This window comes from Streptococcus sp. HF-100 (genome assembly GCF_015594635.1).
GTDB lineage: Bacteria > Bacillota > Bacilli > Lactobacillales > Streptococcaceae > Streptococcus > Streptococcus vaginalis.
In genome coordinates, this window is sequence record NZ_JADNQV010000003.1 from 69253 (window position 1) to 86108 (window position 16856).

The following is a 16856-nucleotide window of genomic DNA, read 5'->3' on the forward strand; positions in this document are numbered from 1 at the left end:
TAGTATAAAATATTTCAAAGGTTTCCTCAGAAGATGCCCTAAAAAGTTATTTTTTATCTTCAAATAGTAAAAAATGAAAGCAAAGTAAAACACATTTCCCTCAACAGTCCTTCTTTGTCCCACGCCAACAAGTCGACGCAAAGTATCAACTCAAAAAAAACAGGCAAAATCTCTTTCGGATTGTCTCCAATTAAGATTTTTCCTGTTTTTTGAATGATAATTTAGCTCTTGTTTTAGACCTATTTATTCATTTTTCTTCGTTAAGATTGCAAGTGTTTCAAGAAGATTGTCAACATGCACTTCAATGGTATCACCTGTCGCTTTAATTTTGACTTCAACGATGCGGTCAGCAGCTTTTTTCCCGATCGTCACACGGATTGGTAGGCCAATCAAGTCACTATCGCTGAATTTCACACCAGCACGTTCATTACGATCATCTGTCAAGACCTCGTAGCCAGCTTTGAGCAGCTCCGCTTCTAGTTGTTCTGTCAATGCAAGAGCTTCCTCGTCTTTGACATTTACAGGGATTAGATGCACATCAAACGGTGCCAATTCTTTTGGAAAATTGATTCCCCAAGCATAGCGATAGTCTCCCTTTGGTGTCTTATTGACAAAGAGACGAGCGTGTTGCTCCATAACAGCTGATAAGAGGCGACTGACACCAATACCATAGCAGCCCATTACGACAGGAACTGCACGACCATTTTCATCTAAAACAGTCGCATTCATGCTTTCTGAATAACGAGTTCCTAATTTAAAGATATGTCCAATTTCAATGCCGCGTGCAAATTTCAAAACGCCTTGTCCGTCTGGTGAAACTTCTCCTTCACGCACCTCGCGAATATCTACATATTCTGCTGTGAAGTCTCGCCCTGGATTGACACCTGTCAAATGATAACCATCTTCATTCGCACCAACAACTGCATTGCGAACGTCCTCCACCTTGCGATCTGCGATGATTTGAACATTTTCTGGAAGATGAACGGGTCCAAGAGAACCAAAGTTTGCACCAAACAGTTCACGAACTTCTTCTTCGCTTGCCGGTTCAAAGAAATCAGCACCCAAATAATTTTTCAACTTCACTTCATTCAGTTGATCATTTCCAACAAGCAGAGCCACAATCGGTTTTTCATCAGCAATATAAACCAACGTTTTGATTGTCTGGCTTTCATCCATATGAAGAAAGGCAGCAACTTCATCAATCGACTTGCAATCCGGAGTCTCTACACGAGTTAATTCGTCTTCGGCCACAACACGATTGCTTGGTTTGTATTCATTTGTTGCCATTTCAAGGTTTGCAGCATATCCTGACTCACTTGAATAAACAACAGTATCCTCACCAGACACTAACCAGCCTGTCAATTCTTCTTTGATTGCTTCTTGAACGTCTGTCGGAATTTCATCAAAGCTAGTGACTGACTTATCCAAGACAACCCAGCGCGTAAGATCGGTACGGTCAGGTGTAATGGCCATAAATTCTTGGCTATCTTTCCCACCCATAGCACCACCGTCACCGATAATCCCTTTGAAATCAACCTCACTTCGTGTAAAAATATTCTCGTAGGCCGTCTTATACTCATCGTAAGTCACATCTAGGCTATCATAATTAGCATGGAAGCTATAACCGTCTTTCATGATAAACTCACGTGTCCGCAATAAGCCATTTCGAGGACGCTTTTCATCACGGTATTTAGCCTGAATCTGATAAAGATTGAGCGGTAATTGCTTATAAGATTTTACAGAATCCCGTACAATTGCGGTGAATGTTTCTTCATGAGTGGGCCCCAAGATAAAATCTGAACCTTCGCGATTTTTTAACTTATAGAGATCTTCACCGTAGGTATCATAACGACCTGATTCACGCCAAAGGTCGGCACTAAGGAGGGCTGGAGCTAACATTTCGACCGCACCGATTTTTTCAAATTCTTCTCGCATGATTTTTTTTACTTTTTCAATCACGCGATTAGCCAATGGTAAGTAAGAGTAAACACCTGCTGAAATTTGGCGGACATAGCCCGCACGCAGCATAAGTGCATGACTGATGACTTGTGCATCACTAGGCATTTCACGTAGTGTTGGGATTAACATTTTACTTTGTTTCATAAATTCTTCCTTTTATTTATTATTTAGAATTCACCTTTTAAAAGAAGGTTCTCATAATATCATTCCAAGTCACCGCAATCAGCAACACCACCATAATGGCGACACCTGCTAAAGTGACATAGGTTTCTGTTTCCTGTTTTAATGGCTTGCGCCGAATGGCTTCAAGAAGATTGAGCACAATCTTTCCACCGTCAAGCGCTGGGATAGGAATGAGATTAAAAATACCAATATTTAGAGATAGCATAGCTAATAAAGCGATAACACTTTCAAGACCGCCTTTAGCAGCGTCACTGCTGGCTTTGTAAATCGCCACAGGACCGCCTAGTTTATTGATGTCTGGGTGGAAAATTAAATTTTTTAAAGCGTCAAAGATGCGGAAACTAGCGTTCCAAGCCATGCTAAACCCACCCGCGATCATAGACGGAAAATCTGATTTCAAGCCCGGCATCACTCCTAATAGATATCTTCCTTGCTCTTTTTTAGGCTTAACTGTCAGCTCTCGAACTTTATTTCCGCTTTTAACCGTCACATTTAGTTCTGATTGCCCTTTACTGTTTTTCGTCTCAGACTGAACAGCTTGGGTCAAATCCGACCAATTCTTAATTTCGGCTTGACCAACTTTTAAAATCTGGTCGTTATTTTTTACACCAGCTTGTGCCAAGGCACCGTCCTGTAAGACACGAATGTGATTTGTATTGGGATTGGCAACGCCACCCTGCATGAAAATCAACAACAGAAAAGCTACAATCCCCAAAATGAAATTGTTCATCGGTCCTGCAAAGTTGGTAATGAGGCGCCCGCCTAAACTAGCATTTTGATACTGCACATCAAGCGGAGCAATCCGAACCTCTGTGCCGTCTTCTTCTACGATTGTTGCATCATGGTCAACCGCATAGGTCTTTTGTTCATCTAGTACCAAACCAGTGATTTCAAGCTTGTTTTCTAAATCAAAGCCCGTCACATTCATCGGCAGAGCAGTTTGATCAATTTTCTTGCCCGAAAGGTTGATTCGGACGACCTTGCCTGCCTCATTTAAAGTCAAACTAGCAGGTGTTCCGGTTTTAATCTCGGTCGAATCTTCACCCCAACCAGCCATACGAACATAGCCACCCAGCGGTAACATCCGAATAGTATAGGCCGTGCCGTCTTTTCCGATATGAGCAAAAATTTTCGGGCCCATTCCAATAGCAAACTCCCGCACCAAAATGCCCGATTTTTTCGCAAAATAGAAATGTCCAAACTCATGAACAACTACAATAATTCCAAAAACAATGATAAAGGTGATAATTCCTATAATACCAGACTGCATTACACCAACCTTTCTACTTTCTGACATGATCATCTTACTGAATTGTACCCAGCAAATCAAGATTACTTCACTCGGCTTAAGATTTCCTTATAAAGTTCATTCACAAAGAGGCTGGAAGGAACGTTTCCCAGACTCTTACAATAATTATTTTTACAACAAAACGCAGTAATGAGAAACTCTGTTGACTTTAGTCAATTTAGAGTTTCTATGCACAATTGATTAGATACTTTAGTGCCAATCAATCACTGTTGAGTGGCAGTTCTAATCCCTTGCTACGCAAGGCATGACGACCAAACCCTAGTCAACTGCACAAAGTAAAATGACAAAATCAATTTCTTGCGAAATATTGATTTTTTATGTCATCTTCTCAGATTTCATTTTTCTGTGAGTGATTACAAAACAATCACATTAGTCTGTCCACTTCATTTCACCATTCTCATTAGAACAATCCAAAGAAATGCATCAAGGGAAAGACAAATAGCATGCTGTCAAAACGATCTAACACACCACCATGTCCGGGTATAAATTTACCAGAATCTTTGACTCCAAAATGGCGCTTAATTGCACTTTCTACCAAGTCACCAAACTGACCTGCAATACTAAAGAATACTGTGAAAAGAAGCATGACAAACATATGATGAGGTGCGGCAACGTTTCTATCAAACAACATAAAAATAAATGTTACAAGGACTGCTGAAGCAATGCCTCCTAGGCTGCCCTCAACAGTTTTATTTGGTGAAACTCGCGGAGCTAAGCGACGTACGCCATATCTCCGTCCGACCAAGTAAGCTCCGCTATCCGTTGCCCAGACGATAAACAAGGCTAAGAGCACTTTGTCAAAACCAGCCACCCGTGCATCTAGCAAAGCATTGAAGCCAATTCCCACGTAAAAACTCGCAGCGATTGGATAAGCCGCATCTTCAAAACTGTAATTTTTCCCTAGAACAGTTGAGCCTAATAGAAGAAAAACAACTAAACTATAGGCCACAACATTTCCGTCTACCGGCAAAAATTTCAAATAGTTTTCGAGTGGAATCGTCAGCACAAAACCTGCTAACATGGCTAAGACACCTTCTAGTGTGGTACTTCTCAGCCCTTTCATTTGCAGCAATTCATGAACACCCAACATGGCTAGAAGCCCCATTCCAATTTGCAGAAGAGCGCCTCCTATCATCAAAACTGGAATGAAGATAGCAAGTGCCACTCCGCCAAAAATAACACGTCTTTGTAAATCCTTATCCATAAATTCTCCTACACGCCGCCAAATCGACGATTTCGTTTACTATATTCTTCAATAGCTGCTTTCAAAGCTTTCTCATCAAAATCCGGCCATAAAATGTCTGTAAAATACAGCTCACTATATGCACTTTGCCAAGGTAAGAAATTACTCAAACGCAATTCTCCGCTCGTTCGAATGACCAAATCCGGATCGCGCAATAATCGAGGTAGATTGCTGGTTTGTAGATAATTGGCAATTATCTCTTCATCAATCTCGCCTGGACTGAACTTGGCATCTAACACATCTTGAGCAATCATTTTAACCGCCTGAACAATCTCAGCACGACCACCATAATTCAAGGCAAAATTCAGAATCAAGCCTGTGTTGAGCCGCGTTAATTCTTCTGCTTTGCAAAGCGCATCATACGTTCCCTTAGGCAGCCGCTCCGTATCCCCAATCATTTGAATTTTTACGTTATTTCTATGCAACTCAGGCACATAACGGTCGTAAAATTCAACCGGCAAGTTCATGATAAAGCTGACTTCTTTTTCAGGACGCGACCAATTTTCTGTGGAGAAAGCGTAAACCGTCAATACTTGGACACCCAACTCTTTAGCTGCAATGGTAACGTTTTGCAAAGCTTCCATTCCAGACTTGTGTCCGAAAACGCGCGGCTGCATTCTCTTTTTAGCCCAACGACCATTCCCGTCCATAATAATACCGATATGTCTCGGTATTTGTAGTGGAACTTCAATTTTTTCTTTTTTCTTAAAACTAAACATCTGCTTGTTTTCCTAATAAAGTTTTACATTTCATTATATCATAAATCCTCTAAAAATGGGATTTATGCTAAATTTCAGATAAAAAAGAAGCCGAAACATAGAAATTTTTGGCTCCAACTTCTTTTTCACATTATTTTACGATAAAAATTAAATACTTTATCTTTTTTAAATTCCTATTCTGCTAAGGAAATATTTGTTACTTAGTTAGCTTTGGCATCAAAATAGCTAATTGACAACGTCAAAGTAGTAAAAGAATTATTCTTATAAGTTGTAAAAGAAACCTTTCAAACAAAAATAAAAAGAACTGGAGAAACTCCAATCCCTTTTTCTAGCTTAAAACACTACTATTCTTCTTCAATAGCTGTATCTTCTGACATATCAACACTTCCGTCTGCACCAGCAACTGCTGTGATTCCCTCTGTGAGAGGTAATACAGTCTTGATAGCTGTTAATTCAAATGTCAAGTAAACACCGTCTACATCAAGAACAACTGTTTTCTTTTCAGTATCAACTTCATCAACCGTACCATACAAGCCACCAATTGTGATAACTTCATATCCTTTTTGTAGTTTGTTCAAGCTTTCCATCCGTTTGTCTGCTTGTTTCTTTTGAGAACGTTGCATGAAGAACATCAAGCCCATCATCACAACCAACATAATTAAAATTGAAAAACCGTTACCCATTTTAGTCTCCTTTAGATTTCATATATTATCTACTATAGCAGATTCCTAGAGAATTTACAAGGAAGGGCTGAAATTTCTAAAAGGATTCCTCCTTAAGCCTGATTAGCAGCGAATTCTTTTGACAGTATGCTCTGCTTTTTCCAAAAAACGTAAAAAGTCAGCATAAGCGATATTGAGCGTTGTTGTATTGACAAAAGGATGAAAACCCACGGTCAAGTTCGGATCAACCTCCTCGTCCACAATCAGCTGGACTTTCTTTTCCTTATCAAAAAGCAACCCAAAAGGTGTAACCGCACCTGGTTCTACCTGTAAAAGCTCCTCCAGCTCCTTATCATTGGCAAATGATAATCGTTTTTCATCAAGGATTTCTGCCAAATGCTTGATATCTGCCGTTTTTTCGTCCCGCAAAATGACCAAATAAAATTGACGCCCCTTTTTATTTTTCAAAAAGAGATTTTTGACCTGTTGCCCCGGTAGGACAATTCCCTTTTCAACCGCCTCAATAACGGAAGAAATTGGTTCATGATCCAGACGATCATAAGAAATTTTCAATTCATCCAACAGCTGATAAATCATACTTTCCTTTGTCATCTTCACACCTCCGAGCTAAAATTTCCTATTTTCATTATAGCATTTCTAGTTAGAAAAACCGAAGCAAGCCTCGGTTCTTTTTGAAAGTTACTATTTCAAATTTTTCACAACTTCTAAGACATGAGCAACGGTGAAGCCATATTCTTCCATTACCTTAGCAGCTGGGGCAGAAGCACCGAATTTGTCAATACCGATAACAGCTCCGTCAAGTCCGACATATTTGTACCAAGACTGGGTTGCAGCCATTTCGATAGCAACACGGCGACGAACTGCATTTGGTAAAATTTCTTCTTTGTAAGCAGCATCTTGTGCATCAAAGATGTCTGTTGACGGTACGCTGACAACGCGAATCTTTTCTCCTTGCGCTTCCAATTCTTTTGCAGCTGCAACAGCTAAGTTGACTTCAGAACCAGATGCAAGAAGGATTGTATCAAAACCATCTGTTGTCTCATACACAACATAGGCGCCTTTCGCTACCTTGTCAAAGTCAGTTCCAGCTTCAACAGTCAAGTTTTGACGCGTGAGAACCAAAGCTGTTGGAGTTGATTGACTCTTGAGTGCCAAGTACCAAGCAGCCTGTGTTTCACGCGCATCTGCTGGACGCAAAACATTGAGGTTTGGAATGGCACGAAGTCCTGCTAAATGCTCAATCGGCTCATGAGTTGGACCGTCTTCACCAACTGCGATTGAGTCATGTGTAAAGACATAGGTCACAGGCAAACCTTGCAGAGCTGACAAGCGAACAGCCGCTTTAACATAGTCTGAGAAGACGAAGAACGTACCGCCATAAACACGAAGTCCTCCGTGAAGTGCCATACCATTCAAAATAGTCCCCATAGCAAATTCACGCACACCGAATTGAATATTACGGTTAAGGCGGTGGACATCGTCTTGCAAGCCGTCTTCTTTGATGTAAGTCATATTAGAATGAGCGAGGTCAGCAGAGCCACCAAGGAAAGTTGGGAGAACTTTTGCGGCAGCATTCAAAGCATCTTGGCTAGAATTACGAGTAGCTTGTGAAAGACCTGTTTCTTTTACTGGGAAATCTTCTGGCTGAATCTCAACTGGGTCTTGTCCCGCAATAATGGCAGCAACTTCATTAGCTAAATCAGGATAGGCTTGTTTGTATTCTTCAACGAGTTTTGCCCAAGCATCATAAGCAGCTTTGCCGCGTTCTGCAACATTAACCCGATAATCTTCGTAGACTTCTTCTGGAATTTCAAATGGTGCGTAATCCCAAGCAAGAGCTTTGCGAGTAGCGGCTGCTTCTTCTGCACCAAGAGGAGCTCCATGAACAGCATTGGTTCCCTGTTTATTTGGCGAGCCATAGCCAATGACCGTTTTGACTTCAATCAAGGAAGGTTTGCCAGAAACTTTTGCGGCTTCAATCGCTGCATTGATCGCTTCCAAGTCTGTTCCGTCTTTAACCAAAGCTGTGTGCCAACCGTAAGCATTGTAACGGTCACGAACACTTTCTGTAAAGGAATCTTTCGTTTCTCCGTCCAAATTGATGTCGTTTGAATCATAGAGAACGATGAGTTTATCTAGCTTTTGCAGTCCAGCATAAGAAGCCGCTTCAGCAGACACACCTTCCATTAAGTCCCCGTCACCACAGATGACATAGGTATAGTGGTCAAAGATCGTATAGCCTTCACGGTTATACTTAGCAGCTAGGAAACGTTCTGCTTGCGCAAAACCAGTTGCCATCGAAATTCCTTGACCGAGGGGTCCAGTTGTCGCATCTACGCCAGCTGTATGTCCAAATTCTGGATGACCAGGCGTTTTAGAACCCCATTGACGGAAGTTCTTGAGTTCTTCCATTGTGACATCTTGAAAACCAGACAAATGGAGAAGGGCATAGAGTAACATAGAGCCGTGACCAGCTGATAAAACAAAACGATCGCGATTGACCCAATTTGGTACTTCTGGATTCACACGCATTTGCTTGGTAAACAAGTCATAAGCCATCGGTGCTGCGCCCATGACAACACCTGGATGCCCAGATTTTGATTTTTCAATAGCATCAATTCCCAAAAAACGAATGGCATTGACAGATAAATTTGACATTGAATTCTCCTTTTATAATACTACCCTTTCAGTAGCAATTATTCTACACTATCATTATATGAAAATTATCCGCATATCGCAATGTATACGGATAATTCCCACTTAATTTTTTATAGTAAAGCCTTAAATTGAATATTTGAATCGTGCTCGAAGCAATCATCAAAACCACGTGGATGGTGGTATTCAATTCTGTCTTTGTCTTGCGGATAAGTGTATTTACCGCCGACTTCCCAAATGAATGGATGGAATTGATATTGCAAGCGCTCTTTGCGCATTTTCCAGAGGGCAAGAATCTCATCTGTTGAAGCCATGAAATTAGACCAGATGTCGTAGTGAACTGGAATAATGACTTTGGCACGCAGATTTTCAGCCATACGAAGCAAATCAATCGAAGTCATCTTGTCTTGAATACCGATTGGGTTGTCACCGTAGTTGTTAATCGCTACATCAATATTGAAATCTTTTCCATGTTTGGCAAAATAGTTTGAGAAGTGAGAATCTGCGCCATGATAAATCGTACCGCCCGGCGTTTCAAAGACGTAGTTGACTGCCTTACGCGCCATTTCTTCGTCAGTTACAGTAAGCCCTTTCAGCTCACCGTCTCGAGCATCCGCACCGTCAACTGGAAGTGTCACTAAGCAGGTTCGGTCAAAGGATTCCACAGCTGTAACCTTTATATCTTTAAACTCAAAGCTTTCACCCGGTTTGATAATCATAATGCGTTCTTCTGGAACGCCCCATTTTTTCCAAATTTCACCACATTCGTAAGGACCAACAAATTTCACATGGTTCAATTTCGGATTGTTGACGATAGCTGCAGCAGTATTGATGTCAATATGGTCGCTGTGGAAATGAGAAACAAGGTAATAGTCCAGTTTGTTAATTGCAAATGGGTCAATCACCATTGGTTGCACACGGAGATTTGGTTGCAATTTACGGACGCCTGCCATATTCGCCATTTGGTGACCACGCACCATGTCTTTGACCTTTTTGGTTGATTTTCCGCGGTTGGACCAGAGATCCATGACAACATTTGCACCGCCAGGTGTCTTAATCCAGACACCACAGTTGCCTAGCCACCACATAGCAAAGTTGCCTTCTGGCACAACTTCTTCTTCAATTTCTTCATTGAGCCAGGTTCCCCATTCTGGGAAAGTGGATAAAATCCAAGATTCTCTTGTGATTTCTTTTACATTGGGCATGTTCATTCCTCCTCAAGATATTTTATTCTACATTCTTAGTATAGCTCCCTTCAATAGATTAAAAAAGACCAAATAAAGCACATGTCTGTGTTCAAGATTGGACTATTTTTCACAACTAAAAAAGCAGGGAATTTTATCCCTAGCCAGTCATCTTATTCTTTCATTCTTCCGTTGAAGTTGATAATAATTCTTCGTTGACAAGTTTTTGAATTTTATTTTTCAGCTCTTGTGTACGAGTTGAATCCTTGAGGTATTGTGACAAAAGTCGTTCTAAATCTTGACTAAATCGCACGCCTTTAGTAGAAAGAGCTTGATCTTTCACAAAAGAAGTAATATTCAATACATCCTCGTAATCCAAAATGGGCTGAACTTGTATCGTTGGCAGAGTAGTTTCCAACCCGTCATTTGTCGTAATCAATAAATCCACATCTAAAATATCTTCGACGCTTTTGAATTGCTCTGTCGTAAAAACAGCGCCTAAATTTTCATTTGGCAAATGATACAAGCACTGTTTGAGTAGCAATTTCTGCACAGCGACTCCCTCATCACACACTAAATAAATTCGTTTGGCATCTTGTTTTTCAGCATGATTGTGCTTTAAAAATCCACCCATGTGTAAGGCAAGGTAAGCAACTTCATCATCGGTTAGTGAAATGAGCCATGCTTCCTCCAAAATCACAGAGCAAGACTTGGTGACTGCAAACAACTCCGCATATTTTTCCTTGATTTGTCTCGTCAGCGGATTTTTAGACAAAATGCCGTAAGTTTTACGAAATAATAGAGCCTTGCAATGTGTCAAGAGATTTCGCAACAAATCTTCTTTATTTTCAATTTCAAAGTGCGAACTAACTTCAAAACGCCAGATAAACTCATCAATCGCTTCTTTTAATTGGACAAAATCTTGACTGGTTGCATGAATATCCCGATCTTTCCGGTAAGAAAGCAAAAGAACAGTTAAGAGTGAAATCTCAATATCATTTAGTTTCAAGCCAAATGTCGCCCCTAAATTGTTATTCAAATGTTTAGCCGCTTGATATTCAATCCGCTTGCGAATCAAGGTAAACTCACGCTTCAAATCTTCCTGTTCTTCCTCATTCAAAGCCATATTGCGACAGCTCAACAGAAGATATGGTAAGACTTGCAACATAAATTTGATTTCATGGCGATTGATTTTCTTACCTAAGTCTTGCTCTACATCTTGTACCCTTTGGTTAAGAAAGTCTTGTAAATCATCCGACAGAAGAATCTCATCACCAACAAAATTCCTTATCTTCTTTGTTAAAATCGTAACAAAACTATGATTTCCCTCTGCAAAAATGTGATACAAGAGAGAATGTACATATTGGATTTTATTGAGTGGATGACATTTCAAAAGATATCCTTGCGCTTTTGTGGATGTAAGGTTGACTTGATACTGCTCTGAAGCTAACTGATTGCGGATTTCATTCAAATCATTGAGAACGGTATTCCGAGACACCTCGGTCAATTCCATCAGTTTTTCAATGGTGACACGCTTGTTTGCAACACAAATATACAGAACAGTCAACTGCATGCGCTCGGTCATGCTCATGACATAACTATAAGAATCGACTCCTTCCAGCAAGGATTGGCATAATTCCTTTTGCTGTGCAGTTAAGACAATCCCTACTCTCGGACTACTGCTAATCACTTCACCAGCCTCCGCTAAGGCATCATTGATTTTTTCTAAATGATAATAAATTTTCCTCCGCGATTGATTCATCGCCCGTGAAATAGTCATAATCGTTTCTGGCTCTTCCAACTGAATGAGGTATCTTAGTAAGTCACAACTTGTTTGGTCCAATAATATCATCATTTACTCCTTGAAAGGGATTGCAAACCATTATAACATCTTTTCACACATCATTCACATGAAATCGAAAGAATTTATTCGTTATTTTGGTCATTTTTAGCGCTTTTTCATAGCAAAATGAGAAAAGCAAGGCGAGGAACCGGCATCATGACTGCTCTCAATCATGGTAGTCGTCCTCCTCCTTGATTTTTCATAATTATTTTTTCTGTCCGTAGTAAGCATTCTTTCCGTGTTTTCGCAGGTAATGCTTGTCTTTGAGATCTTGCGGCACTTCTGCCACTTCTGGATTGATAGCTTCTGTGTAGCGTGCCATACGAGCGGCTTCTTCCAGAACAACTGCATTATAAACAGCAGACTTTTCGTCCTTGCCCCAAGCAAATGGTCCGTGGTTGCGGACGGTTACACCTGCTACTGCGAGCGGATCTAAGCCACGCTTGGCAAATTCTTCAATAATAACTTTCCCAGTTTCTTTTTCGTACTCGCCATTGATTTCTTCAGTTGTCAGAGCACGAGCGCAAGGAATCGCCCCGTAGAAAGTGTCAGCGTGCGTCGTACCATAGCAAGGAATATCACGTCCTGCCTGCGCCCAAGCCACGCCTTCTGTCGAGTGCGTATGAACAATGCCACCAACTTCTGGAAACGCTTTATACAACTCGACATGCGTCGGCAAATCTGATGACGGATTGAGATCACCTTCGACAATATTGCCATCCAAATCTGTCACAACCATATTTTCTGGAGATAGATTTTCATACGCCACACCAGAAGGTTTGATGGCAATCAAACCTTTCTCGCGGTCAATCGCCGAGACATTGCCCCAGGTAAATTTCACCAAACCATGCTCTGGAAGTTCCATATTGGCTTTATAGACACGTTCTCGTAATTCTGGTACTAACATTTCATAACCCCGCTTTCTCAATGAGTGGATAAAGGAAATCTTGCGCTTCTTTGATAGCAGCTTTGGTTTCTTCCACCGTTTCACAATTTTCAGACCACATTTCAATCAAAAACGGTCCTTGGTAATTGGTTTTCTTCAAAACGGCAAACATTTCTTCCCAATTGACACAACCTTTACCAAAAGGTACATCGCGAAATTGCCCTTTAGAATGCTCTGTCACGGCATAGGTATCTTTTAAGTGCAACGCAGCAATTGCCTGATGACCAAGATAAAATTCACTCCAGAGGTCATTATGCCAAGCAGAAACATTGCCCGTATCTGGATAGACAAAGAGATAAGGCGAATTGATTTCTTTTGCCACAGCCAAATATTTTTCAATGCTGTTGATAAATGGGTCATCCATAATCTCAATAGCCAACATGACTTGCGCCTGCTCAGCCCAATCACATGCTCGTCGCAGATTTTTTAAGAAACGAGCACGCGTGACTGGGGATTTTTCTTCATAATAAACATCATATCCCGCTAATTGAATGACTCGCACACCCAAATCTTGCGCTAACTCAATACATTGTTTCATCGTTTCAAGCGATTTTGCTTCTAGCTCAGGATCATTTGAGCCCAAAGGATAGCGCCGATGACCGCTAAAGCAAATGCTTGGAATCCGCACACCTGTATCATAGATGGCTTTGATAAGTTCTAGACGTTCTTCTTTGGACCAAGTGAGACGTGCCAGCCGAGCATCACTTTCATCAACCGACATTTCCACAAAGTCAAATCCCATTTCCTTAGCAAATTCTAACCGTTCCCGCCAAGAAAAATGCTTCGGCGTCGCCTTTTCATAAATTCCAATCGGACGTGCCATGACTTACCCCCAGATTCGTTTGATTTCGTCTTTGAAAGCACGCGCAGCTGCTGCTGGATTTTCAGCTTCTGTAATGCCGCGTCCAGCAATAAAGGTAAAGACATCCACTCCTTCAAAAAGTTTGAGCGTGTCCACATTCAAACCACCCGTCACAGACACACGGAAGCCCATTTCAATCAATTTCTTAACTTTATTGAGATCTTTTTCACCCCAAGTTTCACCAGCAAGAAGTGCATCGCGTGATTGGTGATAAATAGCCTGTGAAATGCCAGCATCAAGCCAAGTCTGAGCTTGCTCATAAGTCCAGTCTCCGTAAAGTTCAATTTGAATCTCACCGCGCTCGCCACGTTCTTCTTGAATCGCTTTTAGAGCGGCTTTCATAGTTGGAATCGTTGCACAGCAAATGCAGGTCATCCAGTCCGCTCCGCGAACGGCATTGTTTTTAGCAACCGTACCGCCAGCGTCAGCACATTTAGTGTCAGCAACGATGATTTTATCAGGAAATAAACTACGCAGCACTTCTACCAGCTCACTGCCGACTTGCAAGAGACAAACCGTTCCTGCTTCAATGACATCCACTTCATGCCCGACCGACACAGCCGCTTTAATGGCTCCTTGCAAGTCTGAATGATCTAGTGCAACTTGTAAATTTGGAAGACGTTTTGACATAATTTTCTCTCTTTCTATTCTTTTCTAATGGATTGAAACACAACCATTTACTAACTATCTAAATCCAATCCTTCTAAATAAGGACTATCTTTTGATTCATCAATTAAGGCTAAAACTTCTGCTTCTGTTTGACATGCCAGCAAACGGTCAATAGAATTTTCCAATTCAAAGAGGGCAATAATCTGCGGAATGGCAACACTCGTATGAATTTTTGAACTCGTTGCTGCAAGAGCTAACAAGACACTCACGCCTTTCCCGTCTGAGAAAGTTACAGGCTCTTTCAAAGTCACCAAAGAGAAGGCATCTTTTTGTACACCAGCTTCTGGACGAGCATGTGGCATCGCCATACCCGGCATCAAAATATAATAAGGACCATATCCTTCTGTGGATTTGATGATTGCATCATAATATTCAGGCTTAACAGCTCCGCTTTCAATCAAAGGGTCAACAGAAAGTTTGACCGCTTCTTGCCAAGTCGAAGCAGAAAGCCCTAAACGAATGGATTTGTTTTCAATCAATGCTTGCTTTAAATTCATGGCTTCTTCCTTTCGTAGAAAATGGAAACTCAAAACGGATTGGCAAAGAGAAATCTTCTGCTTCTTTAAAAGCACAATAGACTTGAACTTCCCTATGTTTTCAGTTTCACCTATCCTTTTAAGCGAATGAGGCTTGGACAAACGTCCAAAGCCTCTATATCAATTTCTTAAGCGACGAGGCTGAGACAAACCTCTAGCCGCATCATTCCAGTACTTGTGATAGTTTTTCAGTGATTTCTTTGTCGTCCATCAGATTATCCAGACCGATCAATTTGCCATTTGTCCGTCCGTCTAATTCATGAATCAAATGAAGAGAGGCAATGACGATATCATAACCAGAAGCAAGGCTTTTTGCTTCTCCAACACTGCAAGAATTGACGGTAAAATCTGTTTGTCCTAATTTTCGCAGAGCATTTTCTACTTTCATCTTAATCACCATAGATGAGCCCATGCCATTTCCGCACGCTGTTAATACCTTAACCATATTATTTTCCTCCAATATTTAAATCTATTTTTATTCTTCTGCTTGAACATCACCACGATAGTAGGCTTCCTTGTCTTTTGCTTTGGCAAATTGTAGTTGTGGAATAATCAGCAAGAATACACAAACAAGAATGTAACCTACAATGCCAAGATATTTGAAAAGATAGCCAAATCCAAGCCATGGGAATTCAAAGTCAATATTTCCATGGTAACCGCCGTAAGAAGCAAGACCGAGAAGCGCCACACAGAGAGCACCAAGCGCTACTTGTAGCACCCCTGAGATAAAGGACAGGATAACCGCTGCTTTCCAGCCACCACGTTTATCCGCATAAACTGCAATCGCTGCATTGTCAAAGAATACTGGAACGAAACCGGTGATAATCAGAATTGGATTCTTAAAGACAATCAAGAGCATAATGGTAATCAATTGTCCAATCAAACCGAAAGCAAATCCTGAAAGCACCGCATTTGGTGAACCAAAACCGTAAGAAGCTGCAACGTCCACAGCTGGGAATGAACCAGGAAGCAATTTGTTAGAGATACCTTGGAAGGCATTGGTCAATTCTGCTACGAACATCCGTACACCTTGCATCAAGACAAAGAGATAAACGGAGAAAGTAAAGGCTGTTTGAATGATATACATGTAAAAATCTTGCTTAGCAGGGTTGTAAACTGTACCTGATGTAATGACTTTTGCATTTGACATGATATCTGGACCCAAGATTAAGAGAATAGCTCCAAAGAAAACCAACATCAACGTCGCCGAAGCAACCACTGTATCATGGAAAATAGACAAGAATTTTGGCAACTTCAAATTGTCAAGATTTTCTTCTTTCTTGCCAAATTTGTCTGCAACTTTATCCACAAACCAAATCGCAAATTGTTGTTGGTGACCAATCGCAAAACCACCGCCACCAGTTAAACGCTGTGTTGCTTCTACTGTCATATTGGAGCTGACTGCCCAGTAAAGTCCACAGATGACACCGATTGCCAGCACGCCCCAGCTATTACGCAATTGAGGAACAAGGAGAAGAACCATCAATGAAACGGTTGCTGCTTGTTGCACCATGATATGACCTGTAATGAACAGCGTCCGCACTTTCGTAATTTTCCGAAGAGCAACGAGCAGGATATTGACACCAAAACCAATCAAAAGTGCTGTTGTTGCTGCTCCGACAAAGTTTGGAAATTCTTCTGCAATCTTTGTATTTGCCGCTGTTAGTCCAAAGTATGGGTCAATAACCGCCGCACCAATCTTAAACTTAAAGTTCAAAGCCGCCAAAATCGGACGGAAAGTTGTTACCAAACCTCCAGCACCAACGTTCAACAGCATATAACCAACTGTCGCTTTGATGAAACCGGCATAGACATCATGCGCTGGCTTTTTCAACAGAGCATAGCCAATTAGAACCAAGAGACCTACAAAGAAGGCTGGATTCTGCAAAATGTTTTGCGAGAACCAGTTCAGAATGTTTAAAATGATGTTCATTTTAACTCTCCTTTTTCTATTTTATTTGTTCTTTATAAGCCTATTATAAACCATGTAAGCGGTAACAAAAAGACCAAGAATTACACAAGCAACTGTTCACTCTTGGACTGTGAAAAATATGGGAGCCAAAAA

15 protein-coding genes are annotated in these 16856 nt (G+C 41.0%); all 15 read right to left on the reverse strand.

Going from position 1 to position 16856, the window contains the following annotated elements; all coding sequences use genetic code 11:
* Nucleotides 1–243: 243 nt before the first annotated feature.
* Nucleotides 244–2103: a proline--tRNA ligase gene (locus IYQ23_RS04075; protein ID WP_195674164.1), complete on the reverse strand. Its 1860-nt coding sequence runs from the start codon at nucleotides 2101–2103 to the stop codon at nucleotides 244–246.
* Nucleotides 2104–2140: 37 nt separating this feature from the next.
* Complete coding sequence (locus tag IYQ23_RS04080; RefSeq protein WP_022526850.1) at nucleotides 2141–3412, reverse strand: M50 family metallopeptidase; 1272 nt, start codon at nucleotides 3410–3412, stop codon at nucleotides 2141–2143.
* Nucleotides 3413–3851: 439 nt separating this feature from the next.
* On the reverse strand, nucleotides 3852–4655 hold the full coding sequence (locus tag IYQ23_RS04085; RefSeq protein WP_003035312.1) for a phosphatidate cytidylyltransferase: 804 nt from the start codon (nucleotides 4653–4655) through the stop codon (nucleotides 3852–3854).
* A gap of 8 nt (nucleotides 4656–4663) precedes the next feature.
* Nucleotides 4664–5413, reverse strand: a complete 750-nt coding sequence (locus IYQ23_RS04090) for an isoprenyl transferase (protein ID WP_195674165.1) — start codon at nucleotides 5411–5413, stop codon at nucleotides 4664–4666.
* Between the two features lie 344 nt (nucleotides 5414–5757).
* On the reverse strand, nucleotides 5758–6096 hold the full coding sequence (gene yajC, locus IYQ23_RS04095; protein WP_003026971.1) for a preprotein translocase subunit YajC: 339 nt from the start codon (nucleotides 6094–6096) through the stop codon (nucleotides 5758–5760).
* A gap of 102 nt (nucleotides 6097–6198) precedes the next feature.
* Nucleotides 6199–6687, reverse strand: coding sequence for a prolyl-tRNA synthetase associated domain-containing protein (locus IYQ23_RS04100; protein WP_037619092.1), 489 nt, complete (start codon nucleotides 6685–6687; stop codon nucleotides 6199–6201).
* A gap of 90 nt (nucleotides 6688–6777) precedes the next feature.
* A complete protein-coding gene (gene tkt, locus IYQ23_RS04105; protein ID WP_195674166.1) occupies nucleotides 6778–8754 on the reverse strand; it encodes a transketolase in 1977 nt (658 codons plus the stop codon).
* Between the two features lie 110 nt (nucleotides 8755–8864).
* Entirely contained in the window at nucleotides 8865–9956 is a 1092-nt protein-coding gene (gene ulaG / locus IYQ23_RS04110) for an L-ascorbate 6-phosphate lactonase (protein ID WP_195674167.1), read from the reverse strand.
* Between the two features lie 160 nt (nucleotides 9957–10116).
* Nucleotides 10117–11787, reverse strand: coding sequence for a BglG family transcription antiterminator (locus IYQ23_RS04115; protein WP_195674240.1), 1671 nt, complete (start codon nucleotides 11785–11787; stop codon nucleotides 10117–10119).
* 196 nt (nucleotides 11788–11983) lie between these two features.
* Nucleotides 11984–12685 (reverse strand): L-ribulose-5-phosphate 4-epimerase, encoded by a 702-nt coding sequence (locus IYQ23_RS04120; RefSeq protein ID WP_195674168.1) that lies wholly within the window; start codon nucleotides 12683–12685, stop codon nucleotides 11984–11986.
* 1 nt (nucleotide 12686) lies between these two features.
* A complete protein-coding gene (locus IYQ23_RS04125) occupies nucleotides 12687–13547 on the reverse strand; it encodes an L-ribulose-5-phosphate 3-epimerase (RefSeq protein ID WP_195674169.1) in 861 nt (286 codons plus the stop codon).
* A 3-nt stretch (nucleotides 13548–13550) separates the two neighbouring features.
* Nucleotides 13551–14216, reverse strand: coding sequence for a 3-keto-L-gulonate-6-phosphate decarboxylase UlaD (locus tag IYQ23_RS04130; RefSeq protein WP_049513200.1), 666 nt, complete (start codon nucleotides 14214–14216; stop codon nucleotides 13551–13553).
* 50 nt (nucleotides 14217–14266) lie between these two features.
* Complete coding sequence (locus IYQ23_RS04135) at nucleotides 14267–14752, reverse strand: PTS sugar transporter subunit IIA (protein ID WP_022525964.1); 486 nt, start codon at nucleotides 14750–14752, stop codon at nucleotides 14267–14269.
* Nucleotides 14753–14954: 202 nt separating this feature from the next.
* Nucleotides 14955–15236, reverse strand: a complete 282-nt coding sequence (locus IYQ23_RS04140) for a PTS sugar transporter subunit IIB (protein ID WP_003032305.1) — start codon at nucleotides 15234–15236, stop codon at nucleotides 14955–14957.
* 30 nt (nucleotides 15237–15266) lie between these two features.
* Complete coding sequence (locus tag IYQ23_RS04145) at nucleotides 15267–16724, reverse strand: PTS ascorbate transporter subunit IIC (protein WP_195674170.1); 1458 nt, start codon at nucleotides 16722–16724, stop codon at nucleotides 15267–15269.
* Between the last annotated feature and the right edge of the window lie 132 nt (nucleotides 16725–16856).